Annotated in this window: 14 protein-coding genes; 6 read left to right on the top strand and 8 right to left on the bottom strand. The window is 71.4% G+C overall.

The window, feature by feature from the left end; genetic code table 11:
- Positions 1-116 precede the first annotated feature (116 nt).
- From BJY18_RS23740 to BJY18_RS23730, 3 genes are read left to right on the top strand one after another with little or no spacing between them, the layout of a single operon-like run.
- Positions 117-1,913, top strand: coding sequence for a sensor histidine kinase (locus BJY18_RS23740; protein WP_184782049.1), 1,797 nt, complete (start codon positions 117-119; stop codon positions 1,911-1,913).
- Entirely contained in the window at positions 1,910-2,560 is a 651-nt protein-coding gene (locus BJY18_RS23735) for a response regulator (protein ID WP_184782048.1), read from the top strand. Before BJY18_RS23740 ends, BJY18_RS23735 begins: the two co-directional genes overlap by 4 nt.
- 30 nt (positions 2,561-2,590) lie before the next feature.
- On the top strand, positions 2,591-3,898 hold the full coding sequence (locus BJY18_RS23730) for an amidohydrolase family protein (protein WP_184782047.1): 1,308 nt from the start codon (positions 2,591-2,593) through the stop codon (positions 3,896-3,898).
- Positions 3,899-3,977: 79 nt separating this feature from the next.
- Here BJY18_RS23730 and BJY18_RS23725 read toward each other — a convergent pair whose 3' ends face one another.
- From BJY18_RS23725 to BJY18_RS23700, 6 genes are all read right to left on the bottom strand, one after another.
- Positions 3,978-4,655 carry an SDR family oxidoreductase gene (locus BJY18_RS23725; RefSeq protein WP_184782046.1) on the bottom strand — a complete coding sequence of 226 codons (678 nt, stop codon included), beginning with the start codon at positions 4,653-4,655 and terminating at the stop codon, positions 3,978-3,980.
- Positions 4,656-4,671: 16 nt separating this feature from the next.
- Positions 4,672-6,351 carry an arabinofuranosyltransferase AftB family protein gene (locus tag BJY18_RS23720; protein ID WP_184782045.1) on the bottom strand — a complete coding sequence of 560 codons (1,680 nt, stop codon included), beginning with the start codon at positions 6,349-6,351 and terminating at the stop codon, positions 4,672-4,674.
- Positions 6,352-6,424: 73 nt separating this feature from the next.
- Entirely contained in the window at positions 6,425-7,867 is a 1,443-nt protein-coding gene (locus BJY18_RS23715; protein WP_184782044.1) for a DUF7850 domain-containing protein, read from the bottom strand.
- A 55-nt stretch (positions 7,868-7,922) separates the two neighbouring features.
- Complete coding sequence (locus tag BJY18_RS23710) at positions 7,923-10,004, bottom strand: PhoX family protein (RefSeq protein ID WP_184782043.1); 2,082 nt, start codon at positions 10,002-10,004, stop codon at positions 7,923-7,925.
- 160 nt (positions 10,005-10,164) lie between these two features.
- The gene (locus BJY18_RS23705; protein WP_184782042.1) at positions 10,165-11,385 is read right to left on the bottom strand and encodes an MFS transporter; all 1,221 of its coding nucleotides are present in this window, start codon (positions 11,383-11,385) and stop codon (positions 10,165-10,167) included.
- On the bottom strand, positions 11,375-11,881 hold the full coding sequence (locus BJY18_RS23700; protein ID WP_184782041.1) for a MarR family winged helix-turn-helix transcriptional regulator: 507 nt from the start codon (positions 11,879-11,881) through the stop codon (positions 11,375-11,377). Before BJY18_RS23700 ends, BJY18_RS23705 begins: the two co-directional genes overlap by 11 nt.
- Before the next feature lie 66 nt (positions 11,882-11,947).
- On the opposite strand from BJY18_RS23700, the gene BJY18_RS23695 reads away from it, so the two are divergent.
- Positions 11,948-12,592 (top strand): HAD family hydrolase, encoded by a 645-nt coding sequence (locus tag BJY18_RS23695; RefSeq protein ID WP_184782040.1) that lies wholly within the window; start codon positions 11,948-11,950, stop codon positions 12,590-12,592.
- A 108-nt stretch (positions 12,593-12,700) separates the two neighbouring features.
- Positions 12,701-13,558 carry an SAM-dependent methyltransferase gene (locus BJY18_RS23690; RefSeq protein WP_221457935.1) on the top strand — a complete coding sequence of 286 codons (858 nt, stop codon included), beginning with the start codon at positions 12,701-12,703 and terminating at the stop codon, positions 13,556-13,558.
- 81 nt (positions 13,559-13,639) lie between these two features.
- On the opposite strand, the gene BJY18_RS23685 is transcribed toward BJY18_RS23690, so the two are convergent.
- Both BJY18_RS23685 and BJY18_RS23680 read right to left on the bottom strand, forming a co-directional pair.
- Complete coding sequence (locus tag BJY18_RS23685) at positions 13,640-14,728, bottom strand: inositol-3-phosphate synthase (protein ID WP_184782039.1); 1,089 nt, start codon at positions 14,726-14,728, stop codon at positions 13,640-13,642.
- 62 nt (positions 14,729-14,790) lie between these two features.
- Positions 14,791-15,345, bottom strand: coding sequence for a PadR family transcriptional regulator (locus BJY18_RS23680; protein ID WP_184782038.1), 555 nt, complete (start codon positions 15,343-15,345; stop codon positions 14,791-14,793).
- Between the two features lie 247 nt (positions 15,346-15,592).
- Between BJY18_RS23680 and BJY18_RS23675 the strand changes: the two genes are divergently transcribed.
- The gene (locus BJY18_RS23675; protein ID WP_184782037.1) at positions 15,593-15,994 is read left to right on the top strand and encodes a DUF5318 domain-containing protein; all 402 of its coding nucleotides are present in this window, start codon (positions 15,593-15,595) and stop codon (positions 15,992-15,994) included.
- Positions 15,995-16,455 lie beyond the last annotated feature (461 nt).

Here is a 16,455-nt window from a genome sequence, read left to right as displayed (position 1 = left end):
GGTGTCCACTTCGGGCAGACGGCCGGTCCGCCTGCCCGGGGCATCGGCCGATCGGCCGAGGGGGTGCGACCACCTGGCCAAGGTGCGCGGCGCGCGGAATCCTCTACCGTTTCGGTGTGTCCGAGCCACCACCGATTTCGTTTTCCACGCGCGCCACCGAGTTCGTGAACCGGATCGGCGCGTCCGTGCTCGTGCTGCTCGTGGCGCTGGCCTTCGACCTGGTCTACGTGACCAACGCGGCGCTCGACGAGATCGGCCGCCGGTTCGTGGACTTCGGGCTGTTTCCCGGCATCTTCGCGATGGCCGGATGCGCGCTGTGGGCTCGCCGGCGCGCGGCCGTGGCGGGGATGACCGGCGCACTGGTGCTGGTGGGCTTCACACTGGTCACCCGCTATTTCGGGATACCGGCCTACTCGAGTGTGCTGGCGAACCTGTCGGTCACCGAGGTGGTGGCCGGGGTGGAGATGGTGTACTTCGCGGCCCGTCGGGCCCGCTCCGGCGTGGCGTTCTGCGTGGTTTCTTCGCTGGTGGTCGCCACGCTGGTCGCGGTGTTCGGCCGCTTCCCCGGCGACCGCATCTCCGGACCCTCGATCGTGCAGACGATCGTGTTCGGCGCCCTGCTGCTCGTCGCCGCGGTGCTGACCGGGGTGGTCGGACGGCCGCGGCCCACCCGTACCCGCAGCAGTGAGGAGGGGGCGCGGGTACTGCGCCGGATCAACGATCTGGCCATCGGCCAGTGGCCGCTGCTGATCATGCTCGGGCTCAGCCTGATCGTCGAGATCAGCCAGGCCTACGACGCCAGTGTGCGGTCGGTCCCGATCCTGTTCTGCTCGATCCTCGCCGGCGTCGCGGCGATACTCTCCCGCCGCGATGCCGCGAAAGGCGCGCTCGCGGTGGCCGGGCTGATCCTGCTGGCCGGCGTCGTGATGCCGTTCCTGCAGCTCGGCCACCTCTATCGGCCCGGCACCGCGATCCCGCCGGTCCAGGTGGTTGCCGGCCTCGGCGTCGTGGTGAACCTGGTCCGCGCGACGCCGCTGCCGAAGGCCTGGTCGCGGATCGTCGCGCTGTCGGTGGCGGTCGCGGTGTCGACCCTGCTGAACTTCGAACGCCCCGGCTTCCGGTTGCTCACCGATCCGGAGACGATCGGTCTGCTGGTGGTGGTCGCCTCGCTGCTGCTGGGTATCGCCATCGCGACCGGGCTGTTCCTGCGTTCCCGGGATTCCGAACGCCAGCAGGTGGTCAAGGCCGCGGTCAGCGACGCGCAGACCTCCGAACGGATGGCGCTGGCCCGCGAACTGCACGACGTGGTCGCCCACCACGTGACCGGGATCGTGGTGCAGGCGCAGGCCGCGCGGATGATGGGGGAGAAGAACCCGCAGCTGGCGTTCGAGGCGATGGGCCGGATCGAGGACGCCGGGGTGGAGGCGCTGGCCGCGATGCGCCGGCTGGTGCGCAGTATGCGCGGGGACGCCCCGGCCGGTTCGGGCGAGTTCAGCGAGCAGGCCACCACCGACCTCGCCGCGGACCTGCGCAGGCTGGTCGAATCGGGCAACAACAGCGTGCCGACGACCCTGCGGCTCGATCTCCCGCCGGACCTGCCGCACGAGGTGGGCCGCTCCGCGCTGCGGCTGGTCCAGGAGTCGCTCACGAACATCGGCAAACACGCCGCGGACGCCACCGAGGCGCTCGTGCACGCCGAGGTGCTGGCCGGGGAACTGCACCTGCGGGTGGCCGACGACGGCCGGGAACCGGCTCGCCGACCGGCCGGCGGATCGGGCGGCTACGGTCTGGTCGGCATGCGTGAACGCGTCGCGCTGCTGCACGGCCGCCTCTCGGCCGGACGCGGGCCGGACGGCGGCTGGCGGGTCGAGGCCTGGCTGCCGCTCGAGCCGAACGGGGAGACGAACGAGTGATCCGGGTACTGATCGCGGACGACCAGGAAATGGTGCGGATGGGCTTCCGCATGATCCTGGACGCCCAGGACGACATCGAGGTGGTCGCGGACGTGGCGGACGGCGTGTCCGCGGTGGCCAGGGCACGGGAGCTGCGCCCGGACGTGTGCCTGCTCGACATCCGCATGCCCGGGCTCGACGGCCTCGAGGTGACCCGGCAGCTGGCCGGGCCGGACGTGGCCGATCCGCTCAAGGTCGTCGTGGTCACCACGTTCGACCTCGACGAGTACGTGCACACCGCCCTGCGCAACGGGGCGAGTGGCTTCCTGCTCAAGGACGCCGGCCCGGCGCTGCTGATCGAGGCCGTGCGTGCCGCGGAACGCGGCGACGCGCTGGTGTCCCCGCAGATCACCGTCCGGCTGCTGAAGCACTTCGACGGGAACACCCCGAAACGGGAGACACCCCAGCCGGCCGAACCGCTGACCGTGCGGGAGCTGGACGTGGTCAAGGCGGCCGCGCGGGGCCTGACGAACACCGAGATCGGCTCCGAGCTGTACCTGTCGCTGTCCACCGTGAAAACGCACCTGGCGTCCGTGCAGTCCAAGATCAGCGCACGCAACCGGGTGGAGATCGCGGCCTGGGCCTGGCGCAGCGGCGTAGTCGACTGACCCTCGTCAGCGGGGTCGTACGATCTCGGGATGCCTCGTCGTTTTCACGCTCCGGTGGTTCTTCCCGCCGATCCCGGTTGTTCCGTGCTGCGCTCCGCCGTCGTGGACGTCGACGACGTCGGCCGCATCGTGTTCGTCGGCCCGGAGACGATGGCGCCGCCCTTCGACGGCGAGGTGGTCCGGCTCGGCGGGATCCTGTTGCCAGGGCTGGTCAACACGCACGCGCACAGCCCGATGACGTTGTTGCGCGGGATGGGCGGCGACCTGCCGCTGCTGCGCTGGCTGCGGGAGATCATCTGGCCGACCGAGGCCAAGCTGAAGCCCGCGGACGTGCGCGCCGGAATGCTGCTCGGCTCGGTCGAGATGCTGCGCCGCGGCGTGACCACCAGCGCGGAGATGTACTTCGAAGGCGAGCAGGTCGTGGACGCCGTGCTGACCACCGGCGGACGGGCGCTCGTGGCGCCGCCGGTGATCGAGCTGCCGGGGATGGACTGGCGGAGCTCACTGCGGAGCATCGAGCGGTGGATCGACACCGACGGCCTGCGGTTCGGCCCGGCCGAACGCATCGAGCTGAGCTACGGGCCGCACTCGGCGTACATGCTGAACACCGACGGCCTCCGGGCCACTGCGGAATCCGCGGCCGCGCGGGGCGCGCTCGTACAGATCCACGTCGCCGAAGCCGCGAACGAGGACCTGGAGCAGCGCGAGCAGCACGGCTCGGTGCCGAAGCTGCTCGATTCGCTCGGCATGTTCGCCGGGCGCACTCTTGCCGCGCACTCGGTCCACCTGTCGGACGAGGACATCGCGCTGTTCGCCGCGCGCGGCGTCGGGATGGCGCACTGTCCCGGCTCGAACGCGAAGCTGGCGTCCGGGATCGCGCGGATCAAGGACCTGCGGGCCGCGGGCGTCGCGATCGGCCTCGGCACCGACGGTCCGGCCTCGAACGACGACCTCGACCTGTGGGAGGAAGTGCAGCTCACCGCGATGCTGGCGCGGCTGGCGAACGCCGATTCCACCGTGCTGACCGCGGCGGACGTCTTCCTGATGGCCACCCGCGGTGGCGCGGAGGCCCTCGGCCGCCCCGACCTCGGCGCGCTGGAGCCGGGCCGCTGGGCCGACCTGGTGCACGTGGATCTCGACGATCCGGCGTTCGCCGCGGGCCTCGACGTCCCGGACGAGCAGCTGCTGTCGAACCTCGTGTGGGCAGCCGGTTCCCGCCGCGTGCGCGACGTGTGGGTGGGCGGCGAAGAGGTGGTCGCCGAGGGCGAATCGACCCGCGTCGACCGGGCCGAAATCCAGGCGTCGGCCACCGAGACCGCGGCCCGCCTCCGGGCCTGACCCGCTCCGCGAAGTCAGCGCGGCCGGAGGAGTTTCCTTCGCGCCGCGGGACAGCGCTCCTCAGCGCGGCCGGACGGACTCAACGCGGCCGGACGGTGATCTCGATGAGGTGTGCCTCCGGGGTCGCCGTCACCGCGGTGAGCACGGCGGTGGCCACGGAGTCCGGGCGGAGGTACCTGGCCGCGTCGTAGGCGCCGCCTTCCTGGCTGACCACGTCGCGCTGCATCTCGGTGTCCGTGCGGCCGGGGAAGACCGACGTCACGCGCAGGTCCGGCTCCTCGGCACGCAGCACGTCGGCGAACGCGCGGGCGGCGAACTTGCTCGCCGCGTAAGGACCCCAGCCGGGCCGGGCGTTGCGTCCGGCGCCGGAGTTGAGCACCACGACGTGGCCACGGGCGGCGCGCAGCGCGGGCAGCAGCTGCCGGGTCAGCTCGACCACCGCGAGCACGTTGACCTCGAAGTCGGTCCGCCACGCGGTCACCGGTGCCTCGGCGACCGTGCCGAGCTGCGCGGCACCCGCCGAGTGCACGAGCACGTCGAGCTTCCCGATCCGGCTCGCGGCCGCCTCGACGGCAGCAGGGTCGGTGAGGTCGGCCTGCCACGGCTGCGCACCGGGCAGCTCCGCGGCGACCTTCGCGAGCGCGTCCCCGTCGCGGCCGCCGAGGAGCAGCCGGTGGGTCGGGGCGAGCTGATGGGCGATGGCGGCGCCGATACCGCGGGAGGCACCGGTGACCAGGGCGAGCGGAAGATCGGTCATCCGGCCACGGTAGGCCTCAGCAGCGGGCTGCCTCCGACGGGCTCCGGGGATACCGGATCTCCGTACGCTGCCAGGCGCCGGTGAAGTTGTCGGCGAACCGGCTCCACGACAGCTCGCCACGGGTCGAGGTGAGCACGTCCTGCACGGCCGGGCAGCGCACGGCGGCGCGGGCGGCCTCGATCTCGGCCGGCTGGTAGATCCGGACCTGCCCGTCCTCGGCCAGGTCCCCCCGTCCGGCCGCGGCGATCTCCCAGGCCGGGACCAGCCATTTCGAGTGCCCGGGGCGGCCCCCGGGGATGGTCTCCGAATGCGCGGCGAGGTCGCTGGCCAGCCCGTACCCGTCGTGCACGCGGACGTCCACCGAAACCATGTTGCTGATCGCGCCCATGCTGTCCGCGGCCATCGTCACGTACGGCCGGTCGGTGGGGAAGCGGAACCACTGCCGCACGCCGCCATAGCTGTAGACCAGCACGGCGGGCCGGCTCGTGCCGTCCACCGCCTCCACGGCCCGGCGGATGACGTCCTGGCCGAGGAAGTCCGTCGCCAGCACGGGATGGGCCTTCCCGGTCGCCCACGACCAGTAGGACCGTTCGTCGGTGACCCCGGTCGCGACGTGGTCGTTCTCGTACGGCACCCGCAGCCAGCCGCCGGCCGCCACCGCCCACACCGCGACGCCGGCGACGAACGCGACCGTCCGGCGCGTGAACGGGACCGCCATCACCGGGAGCAGCAGCGCGAACAGCGCCGGCAGCAGCATCCGGGCATGCATGAAATCCCCGCCGACGCGCACCACGTACACCGCCAGCAGCACCGCGGCGACCACCGGCGTCAGCGTCAGGATCCGGGAGCGGCGGGCGAGCACGGCCACGGCCACCAGCAGGAGCACCGGCAGCCACAGCAGGTACGGGTCGATCAGGTCGAGCAGGTAGGCGAACCCGCGTGGCCAGTCGGCGTCCCCGGCTTCCTTGGCCAGCGCGGTGTTCGGCACGAGCAGGCCGTAGTAGCCCATCCGGAACACCTGGTACCCGACCGGCAGCGCCACCCCGGCGGCCAGCCAGCCGAGTCCGGCGAGCACGCGCGGACGCCGTGACAGCACCAGCGCGACGAACCCGGCGATGCTGAACAACGCCAGGTCGGGCCGCACGAGCGGGCCGAGCCCGAGTACCACCGCGGTGGCCACGGCGGCCTTGCCGCGCACCAGCAACCACCAGCTCAGGCCGAGCCACAGCAGTGCGAGCCCGGGTTCCAGGCCGGACGTGGCGAAGTCCCGGAACGGCGGCAGTGCGCACACCACCAGCGCGCCCGCCGGAACGACCGCGCCGCCGTAGAGCCGGCGTGCGCCGTCGAGGCCGAAGAAGAGCCCGCCGGTCGCGCACAGCAGCCCGGCGACCACGGCCACCCATTCCAGCGGCGGACCGGGAATCGTGCCGAGCCCGGCGAGCAGCCAGGTCCACAGCGGGCTGGTGCTCGCCTCGACCCGCTCGCCGATGTTGAAGACCGGACCGTGCCCGGCGAGGATCTCCCGGACCGTGCGGAGCACGAGCAGCCCGTCGTCGCTCATCCAGCGCCGCTGCCAGGCCAGTACCGCGTAGAGCACCAGCACGGCCGCGGTGGCGACCCAGGTCCAGGCCACCGGACGGCGGTACCACGGGGACGGATCCAGGCCAGACTCGCCGACGGTCGCTGCCGCGGTCATGGGTGCTCCGGCCCTCCCCGAGATGTGGTCTGCACCCCCAGTCTCGCATCCCGGCTCAGGTGACGCTCAGTGGTCAGGAAGCCGCACCCGGGGTGTTCGACCGAGTCACGGACGGATCGGACGAAGCGGACGGTGACGGCGGCGGGGGTGGCGGTGCCGCTGAAGACGTCGGAGGCGGCGGAGTGGGTGGCAGCGGCGGGGCAAGACCGAGGTCCAGGTCCGTCCGTTCGTGCGTCGAGCCGCCGAGGGTGAACGGGTCCGTGCATCCGGTGGCCGGGTCGGCGTCGGAATCGCGGGCCGGGTCGCCGGCCGACCGGCCGGTCACCGTGAGTCCGTCCGGCAGGGCGTGCACGTCGAAGCACACCTGGTACGTGCCGTCCTTGCGCTTGTCGAACAGGTAACTGCCGTCGTCGGCCGTGCGGGCCGTGGCGACCGAGCCGCCGGCGCCGTCCTTGAGCGTGACCGGGAGATCGGCGTGGCCGGGTTCGCCCTCGTCCTGCAGGCCGTTGCGGTTGTTGTCCAGCCAGACGCGGTCACCGATCTTGTCGACCGCCTGTTGCGGGGTGACCGTGATCGTCGCGGTCGCCTTCTGGTCGGCGAGCCCACCGGCCGGCGACTTCGCCCCCGTGACGGTCGCGGTGTTCACGTGCCCGTCGTCGTCCTCGGTCAGGTTCGGGTGATCGCAGGTGAGCGCCCGGTTCGCGCCGGGCGCGAGGTCGAACGCGCCGGGCAGCCCGGTGCACCAGGGGTCCTTCACCAGCAGGCCGGTGAGCGGCTGTGAGCCAGTGTTGGCCACGGTGATCCGGTAGTGCGCGGTCTCGCCGGCCGGGATCGACGCGGCCGCGCCCCATTCGCCGGTCGACGGGTTCTGCACTTCCTTCTTCACGGTGTAGGCGGACAGGTCCGCACGCACGCAGTCCCACATGACCCAGTTGTGGTTGGTGCTGGCGAAGAACGTGGCTGCCGACGTCCGGTCCGGCGCGGTGACCGGCGCCAGGTCCTGCTCGGCGAGCTTGCCGTCGGCGGCGACGTCGTGGGTCACGTCGAGGGGCTTCTCCAGCAGCGTCCGGCCCGCGTTGTCCGCGAAGCGCAGCCCCACGCTGGTGGCCGCGCGCTCGCCGAGGCCGGTCGCCGCGGTGCCGGTCCAGACCGACAGCGTGTAGATGCCCCCGGGCACCGCACGCAGCGCCTGGCTCGCCCAGCTGACCCGGCCGTCCGGCGTCTGGATCCGCGCGTTGACCCGGCCGTCGACGGCGTGCTCGGTGCTGGTGACCAGCTTCGGCACCCGGTCCGGCGGGGTGCTGCGCGGCACCGGCGCGGCAGGGGTGAACAGGTACTCCCGCGGCATCCCGCCCGCCGCGGCGTCCTCCACGCTCGGATTGGCGGCGATCCCGCCGCACGCCGGGCCGCCGGCCGCCGGCGCCGAACCAGGGAGAACGACGACGAGCGCGCCGGCCAGCACCGCTGTGCAGGCCGCCGCGCCCGTCGACCGTCCGATCGCGACTCTCCGCCTCACCCGGCGAAGTTATTACCCGGCACCGGGGTCACGCAGGACGAGCCACTCCAAAGAGTTACCGCTGCCCGATCCGGCCGGGCAGGCCGAAGCGGCCCTTCCGCCACACCGACACGATGGCCGGACGCGGCTGGGTGCGGCCGCCGTCGGGCCAGTGCGACGTGGGGTTCGCCGAGCTGTCGGCGTTCTCCCCCGGATGCTGCACCGCGACCAGCACGAGGTGGTCGGTGACCACCGGACCGCACGTCTCGGCACCCACCGGCACGGACAGGAACTGCTTGACGTGCCCGCGTTCCGGCCCGCTCACCGGGACCGAGAACAGCCCGTCGTTCCCGCCGAGGGTGTTGCCGTCGGTGGAGATCCACAGGTTGCCGTGCGGGTCGAAGGCGACGTTGTCCGGGCAGGAGATCGGGCTCACCTGCTCCTTCGGGAAGCCGCCGAAGTAGGTGTCCGCGGCGGCCGGATCGCCGCAGACCAGCAGCAGCCGCCAGCGCAGCCGGGTCGCCGCCGCGTCGCCACGCTCCTCGTCCCATTCCAGGACCTGGCCGTTCTTGTTGCCGTTGCGGGGATTCGCCTCGTCCACGCCCGCCTTGCCCGCCGCGCCGCGGTCGGTGTTGTTGGTCAGCGCGGCGTAGATCCGGCCGTTGACCGGGTTCGGCTCGATGTCCTCCGGACGGTCCATTTCGGTCGCCCCGGCGCGGTCGGCGGCCTGGCGGGTGAAGACGTAGACCTCCTCCGCGGTGAATCCGTCCACAAAGGACTTGTCGCCGCTGGCGAGCGGGATCCACTCACCGGTGCCGTCGAACTCCCCGTCCGCGGGCAGCGCACCGGAGCCGTCGATCTCGTCCGGGCTGTCGCCGGTGAACTTGGCGACGTAGAGCGTTCCGTCGTCCAGCAGTGCGGAGTTGTGCCGCCGGGCGAACGCGGAACTGCCCTTCTTGTACTTGCCCTTGGAGACGAACTTGTAGATGTACTCGAACCGCTCGTCGTCGCCGGAGTACACCGCGACCCGCCCGTCGGCGGTGATCTTCACGTTCGCCGCCTCGTGCTTGAACCGGCCGAGCGCGGTGTGCTTGACCGGCGCGGAGTGCGGATCGTTCGGGTCGATCTCCACGACCCAGCCGAACCGGTTGGGCTCGTTGGGTTCCCGCGGGACGTCCCACCGCTTGTCGAAGCGCTCCCACTTGCGCGTGCTCGCGCCGGTGCCGATCGCGTAGCGCTTGAGCCTGCCGGCCTGCTCCGGGTCGGTGACCTTGTCCGCATTGGCGAAGTACTGGTGGAAGTTCTCCTCACCGGAGAGCACGGTGCCCCACGGCGTGACCCCGCCGGAGCAGTTGTTCTGCGTGCCGCGCACCCGTTTCCCGGAAGGATCGGCGGAGGTCCGGAGGTACTTCGAACCGGCAGCCGGGCCCCGTACCTCGAAGATCGTGTCGAGCGTGATCCGCCGGTTCAGCGGGCTGGGCACCGTGCGCAGCGCGCCGCCGACCGGATCACGCAGCGTCTGCACCACCGACAACCCGTGCGCCGCCCAGGCGATTTTGACCTGTTCCTCGGTGGGGTTGTCCGGGTCGTACTGGTCGGCGGGGAACAGGTGCACCTCGGTGGTGTACTCGTGGTTGACCACGAGCAGGTTGCGCAGCCCCAGCGGATCCTGCGGGATCAGGCCGACGAAGTCGTTGTTGTAGCCGAACTGCCGGGCCTGCGCGGCGGCGGTCTGCCGGTGGAAGTCGAACTTCGGCGCGCCGGGCACCACCGGGTCGCCCCAGCGGATCACCACGTGCTGGTCGTAGCCCTCGGGGATGCTGACGCGGTCGAGGTTGTTGGGCGGCACCGGCTCGAAGTCGGTGCCGGGCACCGGACGGGAGCCGTTCTTCGACGCGGCGACGGGGGACGCCGGCGCGGCCGCGGCGGTACCGGAGAGCGCGGCGAAACCACCGGCGGCGGCGGCCATCACCGCACCCGCCTTGAACACGCCGCGGCGCGAGACACCCTTGGCGATGTCGCCGAAGTACTCGTTGCCCGAAAGGTTCGGCGCCTCGTGCGCGCACGCGTTGCCGCACCGGTACTCGCAGGTGATCGGGGAACGACCGCCGGGGTGGGCGGCGATCAGGGGCAGCAGTCGCCCTGGCTCGAGGGACAAGGGTCCTCCAGGTCACTTCAGTAGGGGAACGAAGCGACCGTATGCGGCGAAACCCGACCCAACAGGACGTCAAGGTGAACAGCCGGTGTATTCGCCGCAATCGGCTCCGGACATGCGATCGCCCCCGGACACACAGTCCGGGGGCGATCGCCGAGGGTGGCTAGAACTCCTCGTCGCCGACGAGTGCGGCCTCCTTCGGCAGCTCGTGTGAGTCCGTCTTCTTCTCCCGCAGCGAAAGCAGTACGGCCGCGATCAGGCACAGCACCGCGGCGACCACGAACGGTCCCTGCTCCCAGCCGAGCCAGTCCGCGACGTGGCCGACGAGCGTGGCCGCGACCGCGCCACCGAACCACCGGCAGAAGTTGTAGCCCGCGCTGGCGACCGGGCGCGGGGCGTCGCTGATGGACATCGCGGTGCCGGTGAACAGGGTGTTCAGCAGACCGGAGACCAGGCCGGACAGGATGATCCCGACGACCACCACCGGTTTGCTCGGGATGGCCAGCACCAGCATCAGCACGGTGTAGCCGGCGACCGCGAGCGCGGCCGCGTGCCGTTCACCGAACCGGCCGGCCAGCTTCGGCGCCAGCGCCACCCCGGCCACCGCCACGCACAGGCCCCAGCCGCAGAAGATCAGTCCGACCGCGATCGCGCTCCAGCCCAGTACGAACGGCGACCAGGCGAGCACCGCGAAGAACGCCGCGGTGTAGAGCGCGGAGGCGATCGAGGTACGCAGCAGGCCCGGGTGCTTCAGCGCGCGGATCGGGTCGAGCAGTTTGACGGGGTCGCGTTTCTCGTGCGAGTCGCTCTTCAAAAAGACGGTGCACAGCACCAGCCCGCCGGCCATCAGCACTGCGGTACCGAGGAACGGCCCACGCCAGGAGATCGAGCCCAGCAGCGCACCGAGCAGCGGGCCGACCGCCAGTCCGACGCCGAGCGCCGCCTCGTACAGCAGGATCGCGCCGCTCTGCCCGCCGGTGGCCGCACCGACGATCACCGACAGCGCGGTGGCGATGAAGAACGCGTTGCCAAGGCCCCACACCGCGCGCAGGCCCACGAGCTGTTCGATCGAGCCGGCCGCGGCGCACAGCGCGGTCGCCGCGACGATCAGTGTCAGGCCGACGAGCACGGTCCGCTTGGCGCCGAAGCGCGCGGACATGGCTCCGGTGAACAGCATCGCGATCACCTGCACCCCGAGGTACGAGGTGAACAGCAGGGTGACCTGGGACGGCGTGGCGTCAAGGCCCTTGGCGATGGACAGCAGGATCGGATCGACAAGGCCGATGCCCATGAACGCGATGACCGCGGCGAACGCGGTGATCCACACCTGTTTGGGCTGGCCCTTGACCGCGTCCAGCAGGCTCGAGTGGTGCTCAGCGCTCATCGCTGATCAGTTCCTCCTCAGGGTTTTTCGGGTCACGGGTTTCCGGGTCGCCGGATTTCGGGTCCTCACGGTGGAAATCGGCGATCAGCTTGGTGAGCGCGGGCAGCGCGGCGTCGATGGCGGCGCGTTCCGCATCGTCCAGCCGCAGCAGCCGCTCCCGCAGCTGCGCCTCCCGCGCGGCGACGAGCTCCGCGTGGAACTGCTCACCTTCCGGGGTGGCCTCCACGAGCACCGCGCGCCCGTCGTCCGGATCCGGTCGGCGGGTCACCATGCCGAGCCGTTCGAGCCGGCGCGCCACGTCGGTCATCGACGGCATCCGCACGTCCTCGAGCCGGGCGAGCCGGCTCATCCGGCTCGGTCCGCGGGCGACCAGTTCGGACAGCACCGAGCCCTGGGTGATCGTCAGCAGCTGCGTCGTCTCGCGGCGCACGAGGTAGTACAGCCGGAACACCACCGGCCGGAACCGGTGGGCGAGATCGACGATCGAGGAGGTCACTTAGCTATGCTAACAAATTTAGTTAGGGTAGCGAAGTAATTGCCCTCACAGACTAGGCTTCCTGACATGGACGCGGTGATCTTCGACCTCGATGGCGTACTGGTGGACTCCGAGCGGATGTGGGACGAGGTGCGCCGCTCGGTCGTTGCCGCGCACGGCGGCACCTGGCGACCGGAGGCGACCAGGGCGCAGCAGGGGATGAGCACCCCGGAATGGGCCCGGTACCTGGTGGAGACGCTCGGCGCCCAGCTGAGTCCGGACGAGATCGCGACCACGGTGATCGACGAGATGGCGAGCCGCTACGCCGGCGGTCCGCCGGTGATCGACGGGGCACCGGAGGTGGTGCGCGAGATCGCCCGCCGCCATCCGGTCGCGATCGCGAGTTCGTCCCCACCGGTGCTGATCCACGCTTTCCTCACCGCGTGCGACCTCACGTCGCTGGTACCGGTCGCGGTGTCGAGCGAGGAGGTGGCGGCGGGCAAGCCGGCCCCGGACGTGTACCTGCGGGCGGCCACCCTGCTGGAGATCGCGCCGGAGAAGTGCGCCGCGGTGGAGGACAGCACGAACGGTCTGCGTGCGGCGCTGGCGGCCGGCATGACCGTCTACGGCGTGCCGAACCCGCACTTCCCGCCGGATCCGGCGGTGCTCGCGGAAGTCACCGTGCTGCCCAGCCTCGCCGGGCTGCCCGCGGCCATCCAGGGCGGACAGTGACACACCTCACGTCCGGCGAATACCGGCATAATGCTCACTGCATGCTTCCGGATGATCGCGCAGTGCCATCCTGAACCCGTATCGCACGATCGGCGAGAGGGACGGGAATTGGCTACTCCGCAGAGGGAATGGGACATCGTCAGCAGCATCGGGCTCACCGCGCTCGGGGTCGCGGCCGGCCGGGCGATCGAGACCGCGGCCGCGGATCGGCTGATCGAGGATCCGTTCGCGGCGGAGTTCGTGCGGGCCGCGCACCCGCCGCGGCCGATGCCGACCGGACCGACCGACGATCCGGTCTGGACCGCGATGACCAGCTACATCGGGCTCCGGTCGCGCTACTTCGACGACCTGGTCACCGGGTCGGCCGCCCCGCAGGTGGTCATCCTGGCGGCCGGGCTCGACGCCCGGGCCCACCGGCTGGAGCTGACCGGTCGCACCGTTTTCGAGGTGGACCAGCCCCGCGTGCTCGAGTTCAAGCAGGAGGTGCTCGACAGCCTGGCCGCCCAGCCCCGCTGCACGCGGCATACGGTTCCCGCGGACCTGCGGGAAGACTGGCCTGCCGCGTTGGAGAAGGCCGGTTTCGACCGCGGCCTGCCCACCGTGTGGCTCGCCGAGGGGCTGCTGCCGTACCTGCCCGCCCCGGCCGAGGAGCAGCTGTTCGAACTGGTCGCCGCCCGCTCCGCCCCTGGCAGCCGGATCGGCGTGGAACGGCTCGCCGCGGAGCACCTGACCACCGCGACCGACCACATGCGGGACCTGGGTGCACCGGAACGGCTGGGCGTCGAACTGTCCGGGCTGTTCTCCCCGGAGGAACGCCGGAACCCGGTCGACTGGCTGACCGGGCAGGGCTGGCAGGTCGAGGTCTCCACCCCGATCGAGTACGCCGCGCGGCACGGCCGGGACCTGCCCGAGATGGTCCTGCAGACGATGGCCGCCGGCCAGCTCGTCCGCGCCGATCTGCCCTGACCCGCTTGTCCCGAAACGCCGTGCAGGCCGCCATGAGGGATTTCCTCGTGGCGGCCTGCACGGCCGTCAGCGAAGCGGGTCTCAGCGCTCCAGTTCGCCCTGGATGAACTTGTCGACCGCGTCGCGGGCGGTCGAGTCGTCATACTGCTCCGGCGGCGACTTCATGAAGTAGGACGACGCCGACAGGATCGGGCCGCCGACGCCGCGGTCGAGAGCGATCTTCGCCGCGCGCACGGCGTCGATGATGATGCCCGCCGAGTTCGGCGAGTCCCACACCTCGAGCTTGTACTCCAGGTTCAGCGGCACGTCGCCGAACGCGCGGCCCTCCAGCCGCACGTAGGCCCACTTGCGGTCGTCCAGCCACTGCACGTAGTCCGACGGCCCGATGTGCACGTTGCCCTTGCCGAGCTCGCGGTCCACCTGCGAGGTCACCGACTGAGTCTTGGAGATTTTCTTCGACTCCAGCCGCTCGAGCTCCTTCATGTTCAGGAAGTCCATGTTCCCGCCCACGTTGAGCTGCATCGTGCGGTCCAGCTGAACCCCGCGGTCCTCGAACAGCTTCGCCAGCACCCGGTGCGTGATGGTCGCCCCGACCTGCGACTTGATGTCGTCGCCGACGATCGGCACGCCGGCGTCGGTGAACTTCTTCGCCCACTCCGGGTCGGACGCGATGAACACCGGCAGCGCGTTCACGAACGCGACACCCGCGTCGATCGCGGCCTGCGCGTAGAACTTGTCCGCCTCCTCCGAACCCACCGGCAGGTAGGAGACCAGCACGTCGACCTGCGCCTCGCGCAGCGCCGCGACCACGTCCACCGGCTGGTCGTCGGACTCCTCGATGGTCTCTCGGTAGAACCGGCCGAGCCCGTCGTGGGTGTGCCCGCGCGCCACGGTGACGCCGAGCGGCGGCACGTCGGCGATCTTGATCGTGTTGTTCTCGCTGGCGAAGATCGCCTCCGAGAGATCCCGGCCGACCTTCTTCGCGTCCACGTCGAACGCGGCGACGAACTCCACGTCGCCCACGTGGTAGTCGCCGAACTGCACGTGCATCAGGCCGGGGACGCGGGTGGCTGGATCCGCGTCGCGGTAGTACTGGACACCCTGGACCAGCGACGAGGCGCAGTTGCCGACGCCCACGATGGCCACCCGAACGCGGCGCTTGGAGCCCATGCCGGTTTCTCCTTAATCCGTTCTCTTACATCTGCAGGTCTGCCGCCACGCTGCGGCGCCGCTCAGCGCCCCGGCTGCCCCGGATCGCGCTGCTCGGCTTGTTCGTGCGCGATCAGCTCGTTGAGCCAGCGCACCTCCCGCTCACTGGACTCCAGGCCGAGCCGGTGCAGTTCACGGGTGTAGCGGTCGATCCTCTCCTCGGCCCTCGCCAGCGCCTCCCGCAAGCCCTCGCGCCGTTCCTCGACCCGGCGGCGCCTGCCCTCGAGAATCCGCATCCGGACGTCGGCCGGGGTCCGCGAGAAGAAGGCGAAGTGCACGCCGAAACCCTCGTCGTCCCAGGTCTGCGGGCCCGCGTCGCCCAGCAGCTCGGCGAAGCGCTCCTTGCCCTCGGCGGTGAGCCGGTACACCCGGCGGCCGCGCCGGGACCACGCCCGGTCGTCCGCCTCGTCCAGCTCCTCGACGAGGTAACCGGCCCGCAGCAACCGCCGCAGGGACGGGTACAGCGAGCCGTACGAGAACGTCCGGAACATGCCGAGCGTCTCGTGCAAGCGTTTGCGCAGTACGTACCCGTGCATGGGCGCCTCGTGCAGCAATCCGAGGATCGCGAGTTCGAGCACACCGCACCCCACTGTCGGGAATAGACCGCGGCCGGCGCCGTTGACCACACGGACCGGCTCGGTCAACCTACTCGGCCACTATATCGCTTCGATACATCGAAGTGGCGTAGGTAACCCTCGGTCGCCGGCGGAAGCAGGCAAAAGTCATCAGAGAGTTACCGAATCGTCGGCGTGTCCGGATGGTCGCTCGCGGTACCGGCCACCAGGGGGCACCACCTGCACAGCAGGAGCCCGTACTCTGTTCCTCGTGCGAAACCAGCGGCAGGTCGTGGACTACGCCTTACAGCGCCGTGCGCTGCTGGCCGCCGTCCGCTCCGGACGCGTCGGCGACCACGAGGTCTGCGACGCCGGGCCCTACCTGCTCCGGGCGGCGAAGTTTCACGGAAGGCCCGAGGACCGGACCTGTCCGATGTGCCGCCGGGCGCCACTGACCCTGGTCTCCTGGGTCTACGGCGACGAGCTCAAGCACGTCTCGGGATCGGCACGCACACCCGACGAACTGACCCGGATGGCCGGGCTTTTCGCCGAGTTCACCGTCTACGACGTAGAGGTGTGCCGGACGTGCCACTGGAACCACCTGGTCCTGTCCTACGTGCTCGGCACGGGTGAGCCGCAGCCCACCCGGCCGAGGAGGACCGCCGGCCAGTGACGAGTACCACAACCGCTGCAGAGCACAGGGCGGCGCGCCCCCGAACCCCGGCGCCGGCCTGGGAGGCCCATCCGTGAACGACGATCGCCACCGCTCCTGGCCCGGCCAGGAGCCAGATGCACCTCGCCGTGCCCGCCGGCCGGAGGACGACGCCGGTCCCGCCTGGCCGGCCGAGGAGGCCCCCCGGCGCCCGGCCCCGCCCCGCCGTCCCCCGGCGGGCGGTCCTCGTCCCCCTCGCGCCCCGCGCGCGGCCGGTCCGGCCTGGCCGGGCGGCGGGGACGGCCCCGAGTGGCCCGGTTCCGACGAGCCCGGTCCGCAGTGGCCGTCCGGCGAAGAACCGCCGCGACGTCCGCAGCGGCCACCGCAGAACCGCACCTCGCAGATCCTGGACGGAGCGAACCGCGGTGGACCACCGCCGCGCCGGCAGCCGCCACCGCCGCCCCCGGGGCCTCCTGGCGGAC

It is taken from the genome of Amycolatopsis jiangsuensis (assembly GCF_014204865.1).
GTDB classification, from domain to species: Bacteria; Actinomycetota; Actinomycetes; order Mycobacteriales; family Pseudonocardiaceae; genus Amycolatopsis; species Amycolatopsis jiangsuensis.
Note: the sequence above shows the minus strand (reverse complement) of the source record. Positions and strands in the feature narration are given on the sequence as shown.

Coding starts and splice junctions, on each gene's coding strand:
- BJY18_RS23730 (WP_184782047.1), top strand. CDS start 2,591: ATGCCTCGTCGTTTTCACGCTCCGGTGGTTCTTCCCGCCGATCCCGGT.
- BJY18_RS23725 (WP_184782046.1), bottom strand. CDS start 4,655: ATGACCGATCTTCCGCTCGCCCTGGTCACCGGTGCCTCCCGCGGTATC.
- BJY18_RS23720 (WP_184782045.1), bottom strand. CDS start 6,351: ATGACCGCGGCAGCGACCGTCGGCGAGTCTGGCCTGGATCCGTCCCCG.
- BJY18_RS23705 (WP_184782042.1), bottom strand. CDS start 11,385: ATGAGCGCTGAGCACCACTCGAGCCTGCTGGACGCGGTCAAGGGCCAG.
- BJY18_RS23695 (WP_184782040.1), top strand. CDS start 11,948: ATGGACGCGGTGATCTTCGACCTCGATGGCGTACTGGTGGACTCCGAG.
- BJY18_RS23685 (WP_184782039.1), bottom strand. CDS start 14,728: ATGGGCTCCAAGCGCCGCGTTCGGGTGGCCATCGTGGGCGTCGGCAAC.